Here is a 16220-nt window from a genome sequence, read left to right on the forward strand (position 1 = left end):
GTGGTCGACCGCATCGTCATACGCCCCGACCTCGCCGCACGCCTGTCCGACTCGCTGGAACAGGCTCTGGAGCTCGCCGAGGGTATCGCGGTCTTCGAATATGCCGACGAGAAGGAGGAGAGCGGCGAGGCCAGGCGCATCACCTTCTCCTCCAAATTCGCCTGCCCCGTCTCCGGCTTCACCATCCCCGAGATCGAGCCCAGGCTCTTTTCATTCAACAACCCGTTCGGCGCCTGCCCGACCTGCGATGGTCTCGGCCACGAGATGCGCATCGATGCCAATCTGATCGTGCCCGACAATTCCATCTCACTGAAGAAGGGGGCGATCGCGCCCTGGGCCAAGTCGACCTCGCCCTATTACGGCCAGACACTGGACGCGCTCGCCAAGCATTTCGGCTTCTCGATGACCAAGCCCTGGTCCGAGCTGCCGAAGCAGGCGCACGATGCCATCCTGTTCGGCACCGGCACCGAGCCGGTGYGGTTCGCCTATAATGACGGCCTGCGCGCCTATGAGGTGAAGAAGCCCTTCGAGGGCGTCATCACAAACATGGAGCGGCGCTGGAAGGAGACGGAGTCCGACTGGGCGCGTGAGGAAATCGGCCGCTTCATGTCCGAGACRCCCTGCGCCGCCTGCAACGGTTTTCGCCTGAAGCCCGAGGCGCTGGCGGTGAAGATCGCCGGTAGTCATATCGGCGAGATTTCCCGCCTCTCGGTTCGCGATGCGCTGGCCTGGGTCTCCGATCTGCCGCGCCATCTCACGCCGAAGCAGACCGAGATCGCGACGCGCATCCTCAAGGAGATCCGCGACCGCCTGACCTTCCTGCTCGACGTCGGGCTGGAATATCTGACGCTGGCGCGCGGCTCCGGCACGCTCTCGGGCGGCGAGAGCCAGCGTATCCGCCTCGCCTCGCAGATCGGCTCGGGCCTCACCGGCGTCCTCTATGTGCTGGACGAGCCCTCGATCGGCCTGCACCAACGCGACAATGAGCGCCTGCTCGGGACGCTGCGGCGCCTGCGCGACCTCGGCAATACCGTGATCGTCGTCGAGCATGACGAGGACGCGATCCTGACMGCCGACTACGTCGTCGATGTCGGCCCCGGAGCCGGCATCCATGGCGGCGAGATCGTCTCGAAGGGCACGCCGGAGCAGATCCTGGCCGACCCGAACTCGCTGACCGGCCGCTACCTCACGGGCGAGCTCTCGGTGCCGGTGCCGGCCAAGYGCCGCAAACCGCAGAAGGGGCGTTCGCTCAAGATCGTCGGCGCCAGGGGCAACAACCTCAAGGACGTCTCCGTCGAGATCCCGCTCGGGCTCTTCACCTGCATCACCGGCGTCTCCGGCGGCGGCAAGTCGACGCTGGTCATCGACACGCTCTACAAGGCCGTCGCCCGCAAGCTCAACGGCTCGATCGAGCATCCCGCCCAGCATGATCGCATCKAGGGCATGGAGCATCTCGACAAGGTCATCGACATCGACCAGTCGCCGATCGGCCGCACCCCGCGCTCCAATCCCGCGACCTATACCGGCGCCTTCACGCCGATGCGCGAATGGTTCGCCGGCCTGCCCGAGGCGAAGGCGCGCGGCTATCAGCCGGGGCGCTTCTCCTTCAACGTCAAGGGCGGGCGCTGCGAAGCCTGCCAGGGCGACGGCGTCATCAAAATCGAGATGCATTTCCTGCCCGACGTCTACGTCACCTGCGATGTCTGCAAGGGCAAGCGTTACGACCGTGAAACGCTCGAGGTGAAATACCGCGAGCGCTCGATCGCGGATGTGCTCGACATGACCGTCGAGGAGGCGAAGGACCTGTTCAAGGCCGTGCCCTCGATCCGCGACAAGATGGAAACGCTCTCCCGCGTCGGCCTCGGCTATGTCCATGTCGGCCAGCAGGCGACCACGCTGTCCGGCGGCGAAGCCCAGCGCGTGAAACTGTCGAAGGAACTCTCGAAGCGTGCCACCGGCCGCACGCTCTACATCCTGGACGAGCCGACGACCGGCCTGCATTTCCACGATGTCGCCAAGCTCATGGAAGTGCTGCATGAGCTGGTCGAGCAGGGCAATACGGTGGTGGTGATCGAGCACAATCTCGAGGTCATCAAGACCTCCGACTGGATCATCGACATGGGTCCGGAAGGTGGCGATGGCGGCGGCGAGGTCGTGGCTCAGGGCACGCCGGAGGATGTCGTCAAGGTCAGCCGCAGCCATACCGCCCGGTTCCTCAAGGAGGTGCTGGAGCGCCGACCGCTGAAGAAGCCCGCCAAGGCCCCCGCACAAGCGGCGGAATAGGTGTCGAGGAAACGCCGGCTGGCGCCTTGATTCGCGTGAAATTGCACGACCGGCCATGTGCCTGCCGGTGAATTCCGGTCGTTCCAATCATCGAGCGCGGATGCGGCCCCTCCGCTCTGCGTACGGCCCGCGGGACGTAAGGCCCGAAGCTGACGCACCGAGGCGCACAGCCACGTCTCGCAGTCAGGTCTCACAGTCAGGGTAGACCGGCGCCAGTGTGTCCGTAGCCTGCGACGGCAACTTCGCGGAGCGCCGCTTCTTCCTCAACGTTACGCATCTCGCGACATTCCGCCGACTTTCGCCCCGCCGGGCGATGCCGAAAGCAGCCGCGGGCGCGTGCCGCTGCGCCGCAAGGTCGCACGCGCTTTCCGCCGCCTTGTTTACGCCTCGTTAGGCTTCAGGTTCCATCCCTTGAGAACACAAAAGGAGATGAAGCAATGATGAGACTGGCGATCCCGGCGACCTTCGTATTCCTCGCGGTTTCGACCGGAGCAATGGCGAATCCGGCCAAGCCGCTCGGTCAGTTCAAGAACTGGAATGCCTCGTCCTATGCGAGCGGTAATAGCCAACGTTGCTATATCTCCAGCAACCCAATCGCTGAGAAACCTGCCGAGCTTCGCCATGGCGACGTGTATTTCTTCGTCCAGAGCGGCGAGAGCGCTGGCCGCACGGAGTCGAGTTTCCAGACCGGGTACGACTTCGCCAAGGATTCGACCGTCGAGGTCACGATCGGCGAGGAGCGCTTCCGCATGCTGACCGCCGGCCGCAATGCCTGGCTCCAGCGCGTCGAACGCGAGGGCGAGCTGTTCGCGGCGATGAAGGCTGGCGACGAGATGGTGCTCGCAGCGCGCTCGGCCCGCGGCAATGAGACCAGCTACACCTTCTCGCTGGACGGCGTGACCGCCGCCTCGCGGCAACTGCAGCAATGCAGCTGATGGCGGCAGCCGACGCTCACGGCAGCGAGCCCATCAGGCAGCGCGTCTCGGCGCCGGACCGACATAGGTTGACTGCGGGCGAATGAGCCGACCGCCGGCAACCTGCTCCTGGGCATGGGCGATCCAGCCGATCGTCCGTCCCATTGCGAAGACGCAGGTGAAACTGTCGGGCGGGAATGCGAGCGCTTCGAGCAGGAGGGCGGTGTAGAATTCGACATTCGTCTGCAATGCGCGGTTCGGCTTCCGCTCACGAAGAATAGCCAAGGCGGCCTGCTCGACCGCCTCCGCGTAAGCGAGGCGGCCGGAATCCGTATCGAGCTGGCGTATCGCGCGCTTCAATGCGTCGGCACGTGGGTCACGCACGCGATAGACGCGGTGACCGAACCCCATCAGGCGATCACCGCGCTGCAACGCGGCTTCCAGCCAGGCTCGTGCGTTGCCCACCTCGCCGATCTGGTCGAGCATGTCGATCACCGGCCCGGGCGCTCCCCCATGCAGCGGGCCCTTCAGCGCACTCAGCCCGGCCAGCACGGCCGACCCCAGTCCTGCCTGCGTCGACGCGACGACACGGGCGGCGAAGGTCGAGGCATTCAGCCCATGATCGCAAACCGTGACGAGATAAGTATCCAATGCCGCGGCCTGCGCCGGGCTGGCTGCCTCGCCGCGCATCATCCGCAGGATATCGGCCGAGTGGCCCAACCGCCCATCGGGCATGATCGGTGCGAGCCCGCGCTGCAGCCGTATGATCGCCGGCGTGAAGACGGCCGGTGCCGCCAGGAGGCGCAAGGCGGTCGCAGCATCATCGCCATCGGCCAACCGCGCCATCAGCGCGCGAAGCGCTTCGACCGGAGCTCGCCGGACAAGCGTCTCATCGAGACTGGCCACCTCGCCGAACACATCCACCCTGCCCTGGCCGAGCGCAGCTTCGAAGGCATCACCGGGCGGCAATGCGTCGAAGAAGCCAGTCAGCATCAACTGCGCCGCCTCGGCGAAGGTCACGCGGCCGGCAAGGTCGTCGAGACGATGCCCCCGGATGACCAGCTGGCCAGCTGCCCCGTCCACATCCGACAGGACCGTCTGTGCTGCAACGACATTTTCCAACCCATCCGACATCAGGCACTCCCTTGAAGAACTGCCTTGAGGAWCGGTTCGGACCGAACTAGAATCAATCTTGAACAATAAAATCAATATATGGCAATGAGCGACTGGTTGACCGCGCAGGAGGTGATGACGCGTCTGCAGCTGAAGCCGCAGACGCTCTATGCCTATGTGAGCCGGGGGCGGATCGAAGCACGGGCGGATACCGGCGACCCGCGGCGCAGCCTCTACCGCGCTGCCGATGTCGCGCGGCTGGAATACCGGAAGTCACGAGGGCGACGAAACGCGGCGATTGCCGAGGACGCCATCGCCTGGGGCGAGCCGGTGCTGGCATCGAGCATCACGACGATCGCGCATGGGCGGCTGTGGTATCGCGGCCAGGATGCCGAAGCGCTGGCCCGGGCCGCCCGTCTCGAGGATATCGCCCGCCTGCTCTGGGCCTGCGGCGACGCGCGCTTTCCGCCCCAGTTCAATATCGTCGGCCCGGGAACCGGCAATCAGCGGATGTTCGCGATGATCGCGGCACGCGCCGCAGCAGACCCGGTAATCGGCAGCCGGACCCCGAAGGCCTTGTATTTCGAAGCAGCCTCGGTGCTGGACGCACTCGTCGATGCGGTTGCCGGCCGTCCCGGCGAAGGCCCCATTCATGACCGCATCGCGCGCGCCTGGGGTTGCGACCCGACGGGTGCCGATTTCATTCGTACCTGCCTCGTCCTGCTGGCGGACCATGAGCTGAACGCATCGACCTTCGCGGTCCGCGTCACCGCCTCGACACGGGCCTCGCTGGCTGCCTGCGTCCTGGCAGGGCTGTCCGCGCTGTCAGGCCCCTTGCACGGCGGCATGTCGGCCCGGGTTCGCGCCTTCTTCGGCGAAGCGCGGCGGGAGGGTGTCGAGGCCGCGGTCCAATCGCGGCTGGCGCTCGGGACGCCGGTACCGGGGTTCGGGCACCCGCTCTATCCCGAAGGGGATCCCCGGGCGCGGGGGCTGCTGTCGGCCTTCGCTCTTCCCGCCGAATACCAGGAGATTCGTCGCGTCACGGAAGCGATCACCGGCGACGTTCCGAACATAGACTTTGCCTTGACGGCCCTGGCTTCCACACTGGGCCTGCCGCAGGACGCCCCCTTTCAGATTTTCGCTGCGGCACGGTGCACCGGCTGGATCGCCCATGCCCTGGAGCAATTTCAGACTGGCCGCCTCATCCGGCCGCGAGCGCGCTATGTCGGGGTGGCGCCGGGCTCGGCGTGACCCGAAACGGAGGTGCCCGCTAGAGCACACCGTGCCGTTCGAAAACCGAGCGCAAGCTCGCGCCGGCGAGAAGCTCCTCGCGCGTCGTGTCCTCCGCCTCGATCTTGGCAAGGGCGAGCTTCACCACCTCCTCGGCAATGCGCTGCGGCACGACCACCACGCCATCGGCATCACCGAAGATAAAGTCGCCCGGCTCGACCCTTGCTCCGCCGACTTCGACGGCCTCGTCGACCGCCATCATCTCAGCCCGCCCCCTGGTGTCGAGCGGGCCGATGCCGCCATGGAAGAGCGGGAAGCCGAGCTCGCGGATGCGGCGCACGTCGCGAACCAGCCCGTCGGTCAGGCAGCCGGCGGCGCCGCGCACCATCGAGGCCGTGGTCAGGAGCTCGCCCCAGGGCGCGATCCGGTCGGTCGGCCCGTCGCAGGCCAGCACGGCAATCTCGCCGGGTTTCAGGCTGTCGATCAGATCCATCTCGAGCGCGTAGGGATTATGGCCCTCGGCAAGGTGATAGCGCTTCATGTAGAGCCCCGTCCGGGCGAAGCCGCAGAGCATCGTCGCGTCGTCGAGCGGCCGCACGAACGGCTTCACCGCCTGGTTGGGAAAGCCGAGCTGATCGAGCACATCGGAAAGGACAGCGGAGTAGAGCCTGCCCTTCAAGGTTTCCAGATCAGGCAGGGCGGTCAAGGCTGACATCGCGATCTCCTCATGCGGTGCCAGCTTCCGTCCGCCATTCCGGTGCGTCAAGCCGCTCGGAGTTCTGCTCGTGGAACAGGGCGGGTTCCATTCGACAGAAAATCGCTCTGGCGGATCTATAGCTGCGACTGGATCGGCAAGAGGCCGACGATGAACGCCAGCGCGCGGCGGGACGGGCTTGCATCCGGCTCATGTCCGAGACGCCGCGGCTTGCCGTCGCGCTTGCCGTTCCAGTGCAGGCCGCCATCCTCGAGCGAGAGCTCGTAACTGACTTCAGGCGCCGTATCAGCCCTGAAGAGCTGCCGCATCTCGGCCACCAGTGCGGGTTGTTCGAACAGCACCCCCATCTCGGTGTTCAGCGAGGCCGAGCGCGGGTCAAAATTGAACGAGCCGATGAAGCCGGTCTTCCGATCGACCGTGAATGCCTTTGTGTGGAGGCTGGCGCCGCTCGAGCCGAATACGGAGATCTGCTGCCGGCTCGCATAGCGCTGCAGCTCGTAGAGACGCACGCCTCCTTTCAACAGACGCTCGCGGTACTGGGCATAGGCCCCGTGGACTGCAGCGACATCCGTCGCCGCCAGCGAGTTGGTCAGGATCGCGACATCGACCCCCCTTGCGACCAGACCGCTCAACTGCGCCGTCCCGTCGCTGCCGGGAATGAAATAGGGAGACGTGATCTCGAGCACATCCCGGCTGGCGGCGATGCTGGGCATGAGCGCGCCCAGCAACCAGTTCTCCCGCTTGCCGCCGAAAGCCTTCTCGGGTGGATCCGAAATGATCTTGGCCTCGCGTGCCCAGTGGATCTTCTCGGAGAGATTGAGCGTGTCCGTCAGCGACATGCGCTCGCGGACACGCTCGATATAGGGACGCGCGCGAGCGCTCTTGAGCAGCTTCGCGAGTGCGTTGCGCAAGCGCGCCAGCTTCGGTTGCCGCCAGGTCACCAGGGCATCGATCGGGATCACCACGTCGCTGTTCCAGAAGGCGTCGAAGACAGCTTCCGTCTGCTTCACCGCGGCTCCGACGAGCAGAACGTCGAGGTCTTGGAAGTTGGAGGATTTGGCAGCGGCGAAATATTCATTGCCGATGTTGCGGCCACCGACGATTGCCAGCCGACCATCGCTGATCCAGGCCTTGTTGTGCATCCGCCGCGTCACGGAGACCGCGCGCAGCACCATCTCGATGCCGCGCCGCAAGCCACCGCGCCGAGCCCGGCTCGGATTGAACAGTCTGACCGAGATGTTGGGATGCCCATCGAGCGAGAGATAGGCACCGTCCAGCCCGCGGGTGTTGATGTCGTCGATCAGCAGCCTCACCCGCACGCCACGATCGGCGGCAGCCAACAATTCGTGGGCGAGAAGCAGTCCGGTCAGATCGTTCTTCCAGACATAGTACATAAGGTCGAGGCTGCGCCCGGCACTGCGGGCCGCAACCGCCCTCGCCGCAAAAGCGTCGAGATTTTCAGAGAGCAGCAGGAGGCCGGTTTCGTTCTCGCGCCCGGCGACGAGCTGCGAGAGGATCCTGTCCAGCAGCGTCTCGTCATCGGCGACGGCCAGGGCGCTGGACGGCGGCCCCTTCGCACGCCGGGCGAAATGGCCATAGGAATAGGTTGCGATGGCCGATGCCAGGGCGAGCAGGCCAGCGAATGCAACGATGATCAGGAGCAAGTGCATCATGGTCGAGGAGAGGCCGGGTCGTCGCAGCGAGGAGCCACTAGGGCACTCGCGGCGAAGGTTGGATCCATCTCTCCTCTGCTAGATCTGGACGACAGATGAACGACCGCTTGCCGGACACAGTATCGAGAACAGCCCGGGACAGGTTGAACAGACTGCATTACGAATCGTTCTGTTACAAACAAACCTCTGCCCATCACCCTTCCGCCTAACGCCTCAGGAAACCGTTGTTCATGTTCCGGAAACGTCGGCTCCCGCGGGGGCTCAAATCCCTCGGACCGCTGATGGCCACGGCTTTGCGGCAACAGCGCAAATCCTATTCCAACGGCGATCACCGCGCGAGCCGCGGCAACACGCTGGTCGCCTCCTATAACATCCACAAATGTGTGGGCCGCGACCGGCGTTTCAATCCTTGGCGCACGATGAACGTCATCAAGGAGATCGATGCGGATGTGATCGCGCTGCAGGAAGTCGATCAACGCTTCGGAGAGCGCCTGGGACTGCTCGACCTTCACGCGCTGGAGCGTGAATGCGGGCTCACGGCCGTGCCGCTCCGGGCCACCCGCAACGGGCATGGCTGGCATGGCAATCTGGTGCTGTTCCGAGACGGCGTGGTCGACAGGGTCGAGCAACTCGTGCTGCCGGGTGCCGAGCCTCGCGGCGGCCTGGTCGTCGACCTGACATTGCGCGCCGGTCCGGTACGGATCATTGCCGTGCATCTTGGCCTGCTGCACCGCTCGCGGACGCGCCAGGTCCGGAGCATCCTCGCAGCCTCGGAGCCTCCCGACGGCCGCCCGGTCGTGGTGATGGGCGATTTCAACGAGTGGCGGATCGGCAGGCACTCGTCCCTGCAGGAGCTTCATCCGGATTTTGGACCGCTCGACGGTKCCGTGGCGAGTTTCCCGACGCGCTTTCCGGTCTGGTCGCTCGATCGCATCATCGCCAACCCGCATGATCTGGTTTCGCTCATCGAGGTTCACGACAGCCCTCTCGCCCAGATCGCCTCCGATCATCTGCCGATCAAGGCCGCGCTCAGCCTCGGACAGGCGGCTCRCCCCGAGCGTTCCCCCTCCCCGGGCGTGGTGACGGCTGGCCGGATAGAGCACGCCGCCCAGAGGCAGGGCGTGAAGAGCCCCGTTTGAAGAACGGCTCCGGGGGCTCGCCCGTGACGCCCCGCCCCCTGGACTGAGCAACCATCATCAGCAAGAATCGCCTGTACCGCTGGGTAAGCACCCCCGCCATGCATCCGGGCGCGCCGCCTGCGGTGGCATCATCCGAGATCTGACGCTAGCTTGCACAACAATCGATCGCTTAGCCCGTCACGCGGTTGGCACCATGCAAGGGGCGAGAGGACTTCATGACTGCGACAGCCACCGAGCCGGCAGCGTTGATCGAGGATGCGGTTGAACTGCGGACGCATATCGGCCCGGTCAACCCGATCGCCGACAGCAAGGTGCTGAAGCATCTTGATCAGTTCTGCCGCGACTTTATCGCGCTCTCGCCCTTCCTTGTCATCGCCAGCGGTGACGGTGCAGGTGGTGCCGATGCCAGCCCGCGCGGCGATGCACCCGGCTTCGTCAGGGTCCTAGACGACAGGACATTGCTGATCCCGGACCGGCGTGGCAACAACCGGGTCGACACCTTTGGCAACATCCTCGCGTCGCCCGGCATCGGCCTGATCTTCATGGTGCCCGGCATCAACGAGACCCTGCGGGTGAACGGCCGTGCCAGAGTCACACGCGAGCAGGGCCTGCTGGAACCCTCGACCGTCCAGGAACGCACCCCGGTCACCGGCATGCTGGTCGAGATCGACGAAGCCTATTTCCATTGCGGCAAGGCGTTGATCCGCTCGAAGCTCTGGGACCCCGCGACGCAGGTTCCGCGGCACAGCTTCCCTTCGCTCGGCCGCATCGTGGCTGAACAGACCAAGGCGATCGGAGTGGCGGAAGCCGAAGCGAATCTCGCGGAGGGTTACAAATCGCGACTTTATTAGAGTTCAAGCTGCAGGATGCTTAGGGACAGGCGCCGCTTGATCGTCAAAGTTCGCTCGGCCCTGTTCGCCTGCCTGGTCGGGATCTGCTCGCCTGTCATTCCGGCGAGGTCCGAAGTCGCTGGCCCAGATTTCTGGGCCGTCACCGGCATTGCCGGACATGATGTCCTCGCCCTGCGCGCGGCGCCGAAGCCGTCAGCCGCCAGAACGGGGGTGGTTCCGTCCGACGGCCGGCGGCTGCAGAATCTTGGCTGCACCGGCGTGCCATCTCTGGCGGAATGCCAGCGAATGAGCCCGAAGCAGCAACGGGTGGCTCGGGCGGGGCGATGGTGCAAAGTCCGGTACAACGGCCGCACGGGTTGGGTCCGGGGGAAATTTCTGCGCGAGGCGGCGGTTAAGGCAACGGCCGGGGCTTGCGGTTTTCGGGAAAGCCGCTGCAAACACAGAAAGTTAGATCATCGGACCGGATACGAGATCCGGCCCGATGATAGGGACCGCTCGGCCACCGCCTTGAATGAAGCGGCCGAAGCTGCCGGGCGGGCGCCAAGGGGCACACCACCCGGCGTAGCCGACGTCAGCTGCGCTGCGAGTCGAGCTGCTCCTGGTTCTTCTCAACCTCCTGCGCCTTCGTGTAGCTCTCGATCAGGAGCTGATAGGGCGGGAAGATCCTCGTGTAGACCTCCGCCCATTGCTGGGCGTCGTCGCGATYCCAGGTCTTTTGGAGCTCCGAGGCTACCGCCGCGGTGTCCATCGGCACGACGCCGGCCTGGACGACACGAGCAAGCGTGATCTCCTGCGCCATCTTCGAATAGGTGCCGGACGCGTCGATGACCGCGAAGACCTTGTACCCGTCGGCAACCGCGCTGATGCTCGGGAAGGCCATGCACACGCTGGTGATCGTGCCGGCGATGATCAGCGTCTTGCGCCCGGTCGCTTTCACCGCAGCGACGAAGTCCGGATTGTCCCAGGCATTGATCTCGCCACGACGCGCAACATAGGTCGCATGCGGGGCATTCTGGTGGATCTCCGGTATCAGCGGACCGTTTGGCCCCTGCGGCACCGACGCCGTCGTGATCACCGGCATCTTGCTCAGAGTTGCCATCTTGGCCAACGCGGCTGCATGGGCGCGCAGCGTCGTCATCGGCATGTCTGCGACGGTCTGGAACAGCCCGCTCTGATGGTCGATCAGCAGCATCACGGCATCGTCGGGATCGATGACCGGCCGTTGGCCGTTGAAGTTCGCGATATTCGCAAAGGTGCTCATGGCTATCCTCATGTGATCTGGATTGATGCGGTTGCGAGGCCGGTCACTTCGACGCCTTCACCGCGCTGTAGCTGGAAATCAGATTGCGATAGTCGGGGATGTGGTTGGAGAAGAGCGCCCCCAGGCCTTCGACATCGTTGCGCCAGTCGCGATGCAGCTCGCAGGCGACACCGAACCAGGTCGTCAGCTGCGCCCCGGCTTCCGACATCCGATCCCAGGCCGAGTGCCGGGTGATCTCGTTGAAGGTGCCTGAGGCGTCAGTCACAACGAAGACCTCGTAGCCCTCGGCCAACGCGGAAAGCGCCGGAAATGCCACGCAGACCTCGGTCACCACGCCCGCAATGATCAGTTGCTTGCGTCCGGTCGCCTTGACCGCCTTGACGAAATCCTCGTTGTCCCAGGCGTTGATCTGGCCCGGGCGCGGGATATAGGGAGCCGAGGGGAAGATCTCCTTCAGCTCCGGAACCAGAGGTCCGTTCGGCCCATCCTCGAAGCTCGTCGTCAGGATGGTGGGCAGCTTGAAGTATTTGGCGAGGTCGGCGAGCGCCAGGACATTGTTCTTGAACTGATCGGGGCCGATATCGCGAACGAGCGACAGCAGGCCGGCCTGATGGTCGACAAGCAACACCGCAGCATTGTCCTTGTCCAGGCGCGTATAGGGCTTGGTCATTGTCATGATCCTTGCTGGTCTTGTGGTTCCGCTATCGGGGCGGCGATGGCGCCGCCCCTCCAGGAACGGCCCCGGCGCGGACATCCGGAGCCTCCTGTCCTCAGCGCCCGTACGCCGCCTGCGGGATGGCGCCGAACCGGCCGCTCTGGAAATCGATCATCGCCTGACGGATCTCCTCGGCCGTGTTCATGACGAAGGGGCCATGCATGACTACCGGCTCGTCGAACGGCGCGCCGCTGACGATCAGCACCGCGGCATCGCTGTCGGCCTCCAGGGTCACCTCGCCGCCCAGACGGTCGAACAGGATGAACTGTGCTTCCCGCGCCTTGTCCGCGCCATTGATCAGGATGTTGCCGCGCAGGACGACGACGCCGAGGGTGTGGCCTTCCGGAAGGACGAGCGAAGTTGCCCCGTCACGCAGCAGCTGCAGGTCCCAGATATTCATGGGCGTGAACGTATGGGCCGGCCCGACATGTCCCTGGTAATTGCCCGCGATCACCCTGAGCGTACCCGCCCCATCGGGCAGCTTGACCGCAGGGATCTCCTTGTCGAGCAGCGTCTGGTAGCCGGGAGCTGCGCTCTTGTCCTTGGCCGGGAGGTTGACCCAGAGCTGAACCATCTCGAGCGTGCCGCCCTTGCGGGTGAAGGCTTCCGAGTGGAACTCCTCATGCAGGATACCTGACGCGGCCGTCATCCACTGCACGTCGCCAGGGCCAATCAGACCGCCCTTGCCGGTTGAATCGCGATGCTCGACCTCCCCCTGATAGACGATGGTCACCGTCTCGAAGCCGCGATGCGGGTGCGYGCCGACACCACGGGGCTGAGCGGCCGGCGCGAACTGTGCCGGCCCGGCATAGTCGAGCAGCAGGAACGGGCTGACATGCTCGCCCTGACCGGCATGCGAGAACATCGAGCGGACGGGAAAGCCATCCCCGATCCAATGGGGATGCGGGCTGCTGAAGACCCCGAGAACCTTTCTCATTGCGTTTCTCCTTGGGAGCGTTGCAAAGGCGTTGCGTTGGCCAGGAGAATAAGAATGAGACAAAATGGCCGGTAGACGGCATTATCTCGCCACTGTGTCCTATGAGCAGGACAATGGAGCATCCGATGCAGGACCTGAACGATCTCTATTTCTTCGCTCAGGTCGTCGACCATCAGGGTTTCGCTGCGGCAGCCCGAGCGCTGGGAATGCCGCGTTCGCGGCTGAGCCGCCGGCTAGCGCTGCTTGAGGAGCGACTGGGCGTGCGTCTCGTGCAGCGCTCGACGCGGCGCTTCGCCGTCACCGAGATCGGCCGCGAGTATTATCGCCATTGCGTCGCGATGCTGGTCGAGGTCGACGCCGGCCAGGAAGCGATCGAGCGGGCCCGGGCCGCACCTCAGGGCATCGTGCGCGTCGCCTGCCCGTCAGCCGTGCTCTATTTCCAGATCGGCGGCATGGTCGCCCGCTTCCTTGCCGCCTGGCCCAAGGTCGAGGTGCAACTGGAAAGCACCAATCGGCGCGTCGACGTCATTCGCGAAGGCTTCGACATCGCCATCCGGGTTCGTTTCCCGCCACTGGAGGAAAGCGAGCTGGTGATGAAGGTTCTGGCCGAGAGCACCCAGCGGCTGGTCGCCGCGCCCCGCGTGCTGAAAGACATCGCCCGGCCTCTCGTTCCCGCCGACCTCAGCGCATTGCCCAGCCTGTCCTGGGGAGATCCGCATCAGGAGCATGAATGGCGCCTCAGCGGGCCCAGCGGCGCCACGGCGATCATCCGCCACACCCCTCGGCTGGTCACTGAGGACATGGTTGCGCTGCGGCTTGCCGCGCTTGAGGGCGTTGGCGTCGTCCAACTCCCGACCATGGTGGTCCAGGACGACCTGCAAGCGGGAACGTTGGTCGAGGTCCTGCCGCACTGGACGCCGCGGGCCGGCATCATCCACGCCGTTTTTCCGTCGCGCCGCGGTCTCCTGCCATCCGTCCGTGCCCTGCTTGATGTCCTGGCCGCCGAATACGCGGTGCTTGACCGGGCCGAGAAGGAGGCCTTCGCCGTCGCGGGCCGGCCGTGATCCCGCAATGCCCGGATCGGATCAATTCGCCGAGGGCCGATCGATCGCCGCACGCAGCAACAGATAGAGCACCATTGCGTTCAGCAGGTGCCAGAGCCAATGCGTGCCGAAGGGGACGCTCTGGCACAGAACCTGGTCCAGCGTGCGCAAGCTGAGCGACAGCGCAAAGACCAAACCGGCGAGGCCGAGCAGACGTGCCGCCGTATCGCCCTCACCGCGCATCCGCACCGCGAACGCGACCCCAAACAGCGCCAGCACGAAGGAGGCATATCCGCCGGAGCCGCGCATGCCGGGCGGCAGCAGCGCGCCGAGCCCCGACACGAGCAGGAAGGACGCAAGCAGGAAGAACAGTGTACCGCCGGCCGCGACCGCTGGCCGCGCCCCCATGAAACGGACGAGAGCCAACCCGAAATAGGAGAACGCGAAGAACTGGATCGGAAGCACATCGGCCAGCAGCGTCCAGCGTTGCGGCATGGTGTGGAACAGGAACGAGCCGATACCGATCATGACGACGAGAGCAATCAGCGCGGCAGCTGGCCAGTCGCGCCGACCCGAGCGCCGATAGAGCAGAAGGCCCGCGATCGCGGCCAGGATGAAGGCGCCATTGCTGAGCGCGTTCATCGGCTCTGCCCAGAAGGCCTGGCTGGCGCGTTCGCAGTAGCCAAAGGACATGATCGCTTGTGACGGCAACAGCAGCTTCTCCAGCGTCAGCCCAGCTTGCCACAGCGCCCCGGCGACGGCGACGCAAGCGCGACATTGCGGCGCAACATAAACCTTGAAGCAAAAGCGTGACGACCGCGGAAAACCGGCCCGTTCCGGGCTTTTCCGATTCGAGTCAGGCGCGCATGGCAAACCACTGCATATCGCCCAATTGCGCGCCACACCGGAATCGACTCCTCGGTAGCGAACCGAAACGGCCTAGAATTTAGGCACTCGATGGTGCTTGGTTAATAGTTTCCTACGCAACAGACGCGGGGCGTGGCAAAAATGTAAAGGGCTGGTTAAATAGCCATGCGCCAATCGCATAACGGAACTGATATCCTGCCCCTCCAATTAGCAGCCAGCCTCCCTTATATGCAGTGCACAACGAATTCATCGTTGTCGGGCCAGAAATGACCCGGCACCCAGGAGCCAAACCAATGTTCGTCACCATGATTGCTGCTAAAATCCGCGCCTATCTTCGCTATCGCGAAACCGTCCGTGAACTCTCGCGTCTGACCGACCGTGAGCTGGACGATCTCGGCCTGTCCCGCTCGGAAATCCAGTACGTCGCCCGTTCGCACGCTGCCTGATTACTGTCCGCGCCTACCGAGATCATAGTTTCTCCTGGACCTGCGTCCTCCCCGCGGTCCGGTCGAAGAGCGAATGCCCGCCTCCTCCCAGGCGGGCATTTTGCGTTTCAGGGCTGCGTCACTGACGCCTCTCTCTTGACCTTCGGCCCGCCTGCGGACACATCGCAGGCATGAGCACGAAACCAGTCCATGTCATCGGCGGCGGCCTCGCCGGTTCTGAAGCCACCTGGCAGATCGCGGAAGCCGGAGTCCCGGTCGTCCTGCACGAGATGCGCCCTGTTCGCGGCACCGACGCGCACAAGACCGAGGGGTTGGCGGAGCTCGTCTGCTCCAACTCCTTCCGCTCGGACGATTCCTCGTCCAACGCCGTCGGCCAACTGCATTGGGAGATGCGCCGGCTCAGCTCACTGATCATGGCCAAGGGCGATGCCCATCAGGTCCCGGCCGGCGGAGCCCTCGCGGTCGACCGCGACGGCTTCTCGCAGGCGATCACCGCCGCATTGGAAGCCCACCCGCTCGTCACCATCGAACGTGGCGAGATCGCCGGTCTGCCACCGGCAGACTGGGACAATGTCATCATCGCGACCGGCCCCCTCACCTCGCCGGCGCTCGCTGACGGGATCAAGTCCCTGACCGGCGAGACCGAACTCGCCTTCTTCGACGCCATCGCCCCGATCGTCCATTTCGACTCGATCGACATGGACCAGGCCTGGTTCCAGTCGCGCTACGACAAGGCCGGCCCCGGCGGCACCGGCGCCGACTACATCAACTGCCCGCTCGACCGCGACCAGTACGAGGCCTTCATCGACGCGCTGCTGGCGGCCGAGAAGACCGAGTTCAAGGAATGGGAGGGCACGCCCTATTTCGATGGCTGCCTGCCGATCGAGGTCATGGCCGAGCGCGGGCGCGAGACGTTGCGCTGGGGGCCCATGAAACCGGTCGGCCTGACCAACAAGCACAACCCGACAGTGAAGGCCTATGCGGTCGTGCAGCTGCGCCAGGACAATGCGCTCGGCACGCTGTTCAACATGAC

At 64.9% G+C, this 16220-nt stretch carries 15 protein-coding genes and 1 pseudogene; 9 read left to right on the forward strand and 7 right to left on the reverse strand.

Annotated features, from left to right (window positions below; genetic code table 11):
• Together uvrA and AC1DRP_RS24400 are read left to right on the forward strand one after the other, a co-directional pair.
• Positions 1-2283: excinuclease ABC subunit UvrA (gene uvrA / locus AC1DRP_RS24395; protein WP_476769769.1), on the forward strand; the 2283-nt coding region annotated here is incomplete at its 5' end.
• A gap of 437 nt (positions 2284-2720) precedes the next feature.
• The gene (locus AC1DRP_RS24400) at positions 2721-3218 is read left to right on the forward strand and encodes an invasion associated locus B family protein (RefSeq protein ID WP_441489723.1); all 498 of its coding nucleotides are present in this window, start codon (positions 2721-2723) and stop codon (positions 3216-3218) included.
• A gap of 33 nt (positions 3219-3251) precedes the next feature.
• Here AC1DRP_RS24400 and AC1DRP_RS24405 read toward each other — a convergent pair whose 3' ends face one another.
• Positions 3252-4331, reverse strand: a complete 1080-nt coding sequence (locus tag AC1DRP_RS24405; RefSeq protein WP_476769770.1) for a citrate synthase/methylcitrate synthase — start codon at positions 4329-4331, stop codon at positions 3252-3254.
• An 84-nt stretch (positions 4332-4415) separates the two neighbouring features.
• Between AC1DRP_RS24405 and AC1DRP_RS24410 the strand changes: the two genes are divergently transcribed.
• Positions 4416-5561, forward strand: coding sequence for a citrate synthase family protein (locus tag AC1DRP_RS24410; protein ID WP_476769771.1), 1146 nt, complete (start codon positions 4416-4418; stop codon positions 5559-5561).
• 19 nt (positions 5562-5580) lie between these two features.
• Here the strand turns inward: AC1DRP_RS24410 and AC1DRP_RS24415 are convergent, their stop codons facing one another.
• A complete protein-coding gene (locus tag AC1DRP_RS24415; protein WP_441505962.1) occupies positions 5581-6255 on the reverse strand; it encodes an RraA family protein in 675 nt (224 codons plus the stop codon).
• A gap of 116 nt (positions 6256-6371) precedes the next feature.
• Complete coding sequence (locus AC1DRP_RS24420; protein ID WP_441506014.1) at positions 6372-7925, reverse strand: phospholipase D family protein; 1554 nt, start codon at positions 7923-7925, stop codon at positions 6372-6374.
• A 284-nt stretch (positions 7926-8209) separates the two neighbouring features.
• Here AC1DRP_RS24420 and AC1DRP_RS24425 point away from each other — a divergent pair, with 284 nt between their 5' ends.
• The 3 genes and pseudogenes from AC1DRP_RS24425 to AC1DRP_RS24435 all read left to right on the forward strand — a co-directional run.
• Positions 8210-9067 (forward strand): endonuclease/exonuclease/phosphatase family protein, encoded by an 858-nt coding sequence (locus AC1DRP_RS24425; protein ID WP_476769772.1) that lies wholly within the window; start codon positions 8210-8212, stop codon positions 9065-9067.
• Positions 9068-9282: 215 nt separating this feature from the next.
• Positions 9283-9918: a pyridoxamine 5'-phosphate oxidase family protein gene (locus AC1DRP_RS24430; protein ID WP_441505964.1), complete on the forward strand. Its 636-nt coding sequence runs from the start codon at positions 9283-9285 to the stop codon at positions 9916-9918.
• Positions 9919-9933: 15 nt separating this feature from the next.
• Positions 9934-10284: pseudogene (locus AC1DRP_RS24435) on the forward strand (SH3 domain-containing protein); the annotation flags it as partial.
• Between the two features lie 205 nt (positions 10285-10489).
• Here the strand turns inward: AC1DRP_RS24435 and AC1DRP_RS24440 are convergent.
• The 3 genes from AC1DRP_RS24440 to AC1DRP_RS24450 form a co-directional block, all read right to left on the reverse strand.
• Entirely contained in the window at positions 10490-11179 is a 690-nt protein-coding gene (locus AC1DRP_RS24440) for an isochorismatase family protein (protein ID WP_476769773.1), read from the reverse strand.
• Positions 11180-11222: 43 nt separating this feature from the next.
• Positions 11223-11849 (reverse strand): isochorismate family cysteine hydrolase YcaC, encoded by a 627-nt coding sequence (gene ycaC / locus AC1DRP_RS24445; protein WP_441505966.1) that lies wholly within the window; start codon positions 11847-11849, stop codon positions 11223-11225.
• A gap of 100 nt (positions 11850-11949) precedes the next feature.
• A complete protein-coding gene (locus AC1DRP_RS24450; protein ID WP_476769774.1) occupies positions 11950-12831 on the reverse strand; it encodes a pirin family protein in 882 nt (293 codons plus the stop codon).
• 125 nt (positions 12832-12956) lie between these two features.
• Here AC1DRP_RS24450 and AC1DRP_RS24455 point away from each other — a divergent pair, with 125 nt between their 5' ends.
• Positions 12957-13895, forward strand: coding sequence for a LysR family transcriptional regulator (locus AC1DRP_RS24455; RefSeq protein ID WP_476769775.1), 939 nt, complete (start codon positions 12957-12959; stop codon positions 13893-13895).
• 21 nt (positions 13896-13916) lie between these two features.
• Here the strand turns inward: AC1DRP_RS24455 and AC1DRP_RS24460 are convergent, their stop codons facing one another.
• Positions 13917-14585: a ceramidase domain-containing protein gene (locus AC1DRP_RS24460; RefSeq protein WP_476769776.1), complete on the reverse strand. Its 669-nt coding sequence runs from the start codon at positions 14583-14585 to the stop codon at positions 13917-13919.
• Positions 14586-15034: 449 nt separating this feature from the next.
• Here AC1DRP_RS24460 and AC1DRP_RS24465 point away from each other — a divergent pair, with 449 nt between their 5' ends.
• Complete coding sequence (locus AC1DRP_RS24465) at positions 15035-15187, forward strand: DUF1127 domain-containing protein (RefSeq protein WP_113515780.1); 153 nt, start codon at positions 15035-15037, stop codon at positions 15185-15187.
• 170 nt (positions 15188-15357) lie between these two features.
• The coding region (trmFO, locus tag AC1DRP_RS24470) for a methylenetetrahydrofolate--tRNA-(uracil(54)-C(5))-methyltransferase (FADH(2)-oxidizing) TrmFO (protein WP_476769777.1) at positions 15358-16220 on the forward strand (863 nt) is incomplete at its 3' end.

The organism is Allobosea sp. 01N443 (assembly GCF_056399325.1).